The 5,628-nt window shown below is 44.2% G+C and carries 6 protein-coding genes; all 6 read right to left on the bottom strand.

Going from position 1 to position 5,628, the window contains the following annotated elements:
- Positions 1-239, bottom strand: a 239-nt coding sequence (locus tag DW251_RS17580; protein WP_147523073.1) for a relaxase/mobilization nuclease domain-containing protein, incomplete at its 3' end; no start/stop codon positions are given.
- On the bottom strand, positions 200-520 hold the full coding sequence (gene mobC / locus DW251_RS17575) for a plasmid mobilization relaxosome protein MobC (protein ID WP_002595443.1): 321 nt from the start codon (positions 518-520) through the stop codon (positions 200-202). The genes DW251_RS17580 and mobC, both read right to left, overlap by 40 nt.
- Positions 513-1,148 carry a hypothetical protein gene (locus tag DW251_RS17570; protein WP_002595442.1) on the bottom strand — a complete coding sequence of 212 codons (636 nt, stop codon included), beginning with the start codon at positions 1,146-1,148 and terminating at the stop codon, positions 513-515. Before DW251_RS17570 ends, mobC begins: the two co-directional genes overlap by 8 nt.
- 869 nt (positions 1,149-2,017) lie before the next feature.
- On the bottom strand, positions 2,018-3,400 hold the full coding sequence (locus tag DW251_RS17555) for a hypothetical protein (protein WP_002595441.1): 1,383 nt from the start codon (positions 3,398-3,400) through the stop codon (positions 2,018-2,020).
- Between the two features lie 381 nt (positions 3,401-3,781).
- Positions 3,782-4,336 (bottom strand): hypothetical protein, encoded by a 555-nt coding sequence (locus DW251_RS17550; protein ID WP_002595445.1) that lies wholly within the window; start codon positions 4,334-4,336, stop codon positions 3,782-3,784.
- Between the two features lie 390 nt (positions 4,337-4,726).
- Positions 4,727-5,628: relaxase/mobilization nuclease domain-containing protein (locus tag DW251_RS17540; protein WP_118301893.1), on the bottom strand; the 902-nt coding region annotated here is incomplete at its 5' end.

Here is a 5,628-nt window from a genome sequence, read left to right as displayed (position 1 = left end):
CTGTGTGCCTGCTCCGGCGTGATTTTCTCGTCCTTATGGTAGCTCTGGACAAAGTGCTTGTATGTCCTTCCCCCGGTTTTCTCCCATAGTTCCTTGGTGGCTTGCATTTCGTCCTTTACTGTATCTGGTTCACAGTGCAGACCGCTGACAAGCTTATCCTCTGTCTTTTCCTCTTTTGTCACATAGTCCAGTGCTTGCCCTATGCCTGCTTTTGAAGATACTGCTTTAATAACTGCCATACTTCTCTCACCTCTTTCATGGTGTTAGGAAGCTCTTGCTTATAGTCCACATATCCATTTTCATTCAGCTTCTTGGCTATCTGGTTCAGATTGTTGCCTTGCCTTTTCAGCTCTGGATATATCTCTTTCAGTCCGTCCAGATTGACAATGTTCGACTGTGTGAGGGCTTCAATGATATATTGCTGTTGGCTCTTTCCAGACTGCTCTACTTTTTCTTTTATCTGTGCAAGTTCTTCCTCTGACACTCTTATAACTATCTGCTTCGGTCTTGTCCTATTCATTGATGAAGTCCTCTCTTTCCTTTACCCACTTCTTAATGAGTTCGATTTCCTCGTTCATGTTCGGCTCTTTCTCTGGCTTCCAGTCCGCTCTCATGTCTTTCAGTTCTTCCAGTGCTTCTTCTAAGTCTGCCTTATAGCTTTCTAAATCTTCTTTTTCGCTTGCTATATATTCATCAACACTATTGTAACAAGGCACACACTCATAGCTTGTAAAATCATCATTATACTTGTGGTACACAATGTCTTTCCATTCATCACTTGGCTCTGCTATGTTCTGTTTAGTAATTTCAATGTCGGATTTTATTGTCTCTACGTTCTCCAACATATCCAGATAATGCTCTGGTTCATAACCCAAATTCAATAAGTGATTCAGCAGTGTAGGCTCTGGGAACATTCCGAACCAACAACGCTCGAACCACTGGTCAGCATAATCTCTTTCATCACTTCCATTGGAGTAAGTACCGCCCACCAAATCTCCGACAAAATTCTCTATCAGCTCTCCGATTGTCAGACCATGCTTCCCACACTTTCTCGCCAGTCGGTCACAATCTGCGTCCGACAATTTCACTGTGATTTTTCTCTCTCTGATTGTCTCAATTTCTTTCTGCTGTTCCTCGCCCCAACTCATGCTTTTACCTCTCTTTCTTCTTGGCTATCACTCAACAATTTACCGCATATCTGCGGTCACTCAAAGGGGGATTGAAGGGGGGCTTTGCCACCCTCACAAGTTCTAAAGTGTAGCCGTTAGGCTATCACTTTAGGGAACTTGCAATATATCCGCTACACATAATATAGCATAGTGATAGCCACTTGTCAAGCGGATATATTCGTGCGTGGATTTCGCCAGAAATACAGTGGAGCTTACTTCCTCTTGGGCGACTTTGGAAGTGTAGGAGGGAGACAGTCAAGGGCTTGTTTTTTATCTGCAGTATGAGCTTCGGCTTGCCGATCAGCGAATGCAGCAGATAAAAAATGGTCGCAGACCACCCTTTACTTTCTTCCGCCGGAACAGACAATGAAGCACAAGGGGAAGTGACGGAACGGACGGACAGCCGTTTCCCCCTCCGGCATGATAGCCAACAAAAAAGAGTATCAAGGGTAAACGCTGCGGTCTTTCGACCGCCCTTGACACTCTTTTCCTTATGGCTCTGATAATAAACAAGGGGAAATGGCTTCTTGTGGCATTTCTGCCACTATGGTATAATGGGCAACGCTACCACCCCTATACAGGTACAGAAAGGGGGTGTGCCACCATGAGTATATTTTCGTCTTTCTTACTCTCTGTCTTGGCAAGTGTAGTCGCCTACTACATCTGCAAATGGCTGGACGGAGATAAATAGGCGGTAGCCAGCCTAAGGCATAAGCCACCTTGCCACAACGGAATAGAAAAGCCCCGGAGGTCGCAACTCCGGGGCTTTTTGCGTGCCACAATGAGCACTTTCGTCTTTCTTGCCTACTGGCATTATAGCATATGCCTTTCAGCATTTCAAGTATGCCCTACTTCCACCACTTATAAACCGTATGCTTTGCAAGTCCTGTCTCTCGGATGCAGTCCGCTTTTGTTCCCAGAGGGTTGCTTTCTCTCCATTCTTCGACAATCTTCGCCTTGTCTGGTCTCCCTTGTAGAGCTTTGCCCCTGTCCTCATTCATTGTTTCAAGGGTAAAACGTGCGATTTTTAAGTGCGTGGCTTGCTTTCTGCCGTTCCTCTTATTTGGCGGTATGACAACTTTCGTCTGCTTCTCTATCCATTCTCGGCTTGCCATAGTCGAAAGTAGCTTGTTATCAGCTTTGAGGGCTTTCAATGCGTCCTTTACATCTTCCCTTGTAAAATGGTTGTCCTCATCATCTGTAAGGCTCTCCAGATGCTCCAAAAATGAATAGGCATCTTGCCTTATTCGTCTTTCAGATATGCCACATTTCAAGCCATACGCACACAATGCCATGATTGAGAAGTACCTACCGCCTACCTTTACTTCGGTAAAAATCTTGTTCTTCCACCACTCATAAAGGGCTTCATTACACACCCATGTGCCTTTTTTCTTCGGTCTGCCCTCTACAACTCGCTCTTGATACCACTCTGGGTACAGCTTCTTTGCTTCGTCCAGTGACAGCTTACTCTTTTCTTTCTTCGGCTTCTCTGTAAGTACCGATAAATCAACCTTACAGTTCGGTATGCTGTCCTTTATATCTTCCAGAGTATAGCGGTTATCCGACATCTTATAGGCTTTCACTGGGAAGTCTGCCCCCAGCTTGCTCTGGCTCCCAACACACCTAAAGCCTTGATAGATACCTGTTATATCTGGGCTGTCTGGTCTGATACTGCTCGTATCGTTCCATAGTCTGCGGATAAATGCTTCTTTCAGCTCCGCAAGGGTATCTTCCAGATTATGATACAACTGTACTGGCTCTTTCAAAAAGTAATAGGCATGGACACCCTTTCCAGAACTCACAAGGTAGGTCGGTCGGAGCTGTACTCCGTTCCCGAATTGCTTCAAGAGGTTCTTCAACTGCTGTTTTCCGACATAATCAATATCTATTGCAACCGCATACAGTTCATGTGCGTTCTGCTTCGTGTGTGTCTTGCCATAGAACGTGATAGGCGGTATCAGTCCGAACTCGTCCCCTATGACCTTATCAAGCATATTCAGACTATCATCTATAACCCACTGCTTCGTTCTTCCCTTTCCAGATGGTCTTATCTGGGTTGCAATCACATTTCCTTTTCCGTCATGCTCTGCACTCTGTAAGCTCCCCTCTGGGAACAAGTCACGATAGAACTCATGGGGGCTGACCTCTGGAAAACCTCTCTCCAACATCAGCTCCTCTTTATCCCTATATACCTTTCTCCACTCATACATTGTTTTTGTATTTCTACGCATATTTTTCTCCTACTTAGATATATTATATAATATACTGCCCTTACTCCGCCTGACCGCTAATCTTATCAATAGATTTTTGCACCTTTTTCTCTCAAGTATAAGGGAGTGCCTTTTTGGTGTCAATATCTACACCTCACTCCCTCTCGCCTTCACCGCTTATCTTATCAATGAAGTATTTTACCTTTTTCCATCAAGTATAAGGGAGTGCCTTTTTGGTGTCAATATCTACACCTCACTCCCTCTCGCCCTTATCGCTTATCTTATCAATGAATTTATTGCACCTTTTTGACCTCTAAAAAAAGGGAGTGAATTAAGAATATCTCATCCTCACTTCACTCCCTCTTATTTTCATCACTACTCTTACCAATATTTCAGTATTTTCTACTTAGCATCACGAAGAGTTCCTTTCCATACTGCGTATTCGTCACCTTTCTCATCAGTTGCGGTTAATATTGCTTCACAATATGGATTTGATGGTGGATTCGGAGTCGTATATACATAGCTTCGAGAATTAGTTCCTGTATACCCATTATGATCTTCTTCATTTGTATGCCAACTATTTACTCCTTCAGCTCTTGTTACAAGTTTACTGGATTTTAATTTTAATGGATTAGACGTCATAGATGCCTTAACTGTGTACTGCGGTCTTCCAGATGAATCTAAACCATCATAAAAATACTCCATACTTCCTAAAATTCTATTTTCAATATCTAAAGCTGTAGCAGGAATAGGTTCTCGAGAAGAAATTGTGTTTTTTCCATCACACGCAAAATATACTTTATCCAGCAAAACAGATTCTCCATTAGTTGAACGAGTCACCGATTCTACCGCCTCGGTTTCAGCAGGAGCTGTATCTGCTGCAAAACTAACCATATTCATAGCCATCATCATTATTGCTGCCAAAGCTAACGCTACAGATCTGCGAATATTTCTCATTAATTTTCCTCCTATGTCAATGTATTTTTATAGCATCTAAAGCAACAAGTACATTGGCATCCCCTCCTTTTTGTTTTACTATACTATATTTTCAACAAAAAAACATTAATTATATATAACATTTTTATAAAACTTTACTTGACAAATAAATAATATAACACTATCAAAAACGTCCCAATATTACAGACCATACCGCCCCAAAACAGGTATATCTTCAAGCCCTCATATCTGAAAAAGCTGTTTTTGCTTTCCTCCAGCTCCCGGACTTTCTGCTTCATTACGCTTGTAAGCGTATCAGACTGCTTTTCAAGAGCTTTTGTTGCCTTCTGTACCGCCTCTATATTCGCCTGTAACGCCTTTTTTACCTCTTGGACGGTACTTTCTCTGACCTCATCTCTCAGGCTCCCAATTCCGGCTGATATGGCGTTCTGAAGTAGTTCGTTGCTGTTCTCTAACTGCTCGACTTGCTTCTTCAGCTCGCTGATGAGCTGCCTGCTCAGCTCGGCGTCTCTCTGCCTGTTCTGCTCTGCCCTTGCTTGTCCTTGATTTGACTGCTTCATCAATTCCTCGCAGCTCTCGCTCGACAAAGCTAAGGCTTCCTTCAGCAGGCTGTTCTCCAGCTCTGTCCGGCTCTGTCGGTTCAGTTCTTGGAGCTGTTCTCTCGGACTTGCCTGCTCTGACTTCTGCTGTTCGTGCATTTCTCTCAAACTCATGCTCCAGTTCCTCCTTTCCAAAACCCATGTTGTAGTATTTTTCCAGCTTATTATTACGAATTTTGCAAGCCTTTTCTCCTGCCTGCTTCCTTGCTAAGTCGGTATATGTGATGTATTTGTGGCTGTCCTGCCAGTCCACTCCGTACCCTCTTTCATTCATCAGCCGAATAAAGCTTTCCCGGCTGGTCGCTGTTTCCTTACAGTCCAGGACTGCCAGGGCAATGTCCTGGACATAGCTTTTCACTTTCCCCTGCTCCGCCTGCTTCAGAAGCTGGTACGTCTCTTTTTTCCATGCCACTGTTTCCTCACGTTCCGCTCCTTCAAAGGTCTTTCCCTTTTCTGAGACGTGTAGCCCCTGCTCCCTGCTCTGTGCGTTGCACCGCTCCTTCAGCTCCTGCAGGTCGGCGCTGCTCCACTGCAGCTTGTGCCCGTCCTCAAAATTGACGGAATTGACGATAAAGTGCGTATGGATATGTTTTTTGTCCTTATGGGTAGCCACAAGCACCTCAAACCCTTTCCATGCCGACGTATTCTCTGCAAGCTGTAAGGCGTTCCTGTGTGCCTGCTCCGGCGTGATTT

Origin of the sequence: Clostridium sp. AM22-11AC, from assembly GCF_003473545.1 — a bacterium.
GTDB lineage: Bacteria > Bacillota > Clostridia > Lachnospirales > Lachnospiraceae > Enterocloster.
The sequence above is the reverse complement of the archived record's forward strand: the minus strand, read 5'-3'. Positions and strand labels throughout refer to the sequence as shown.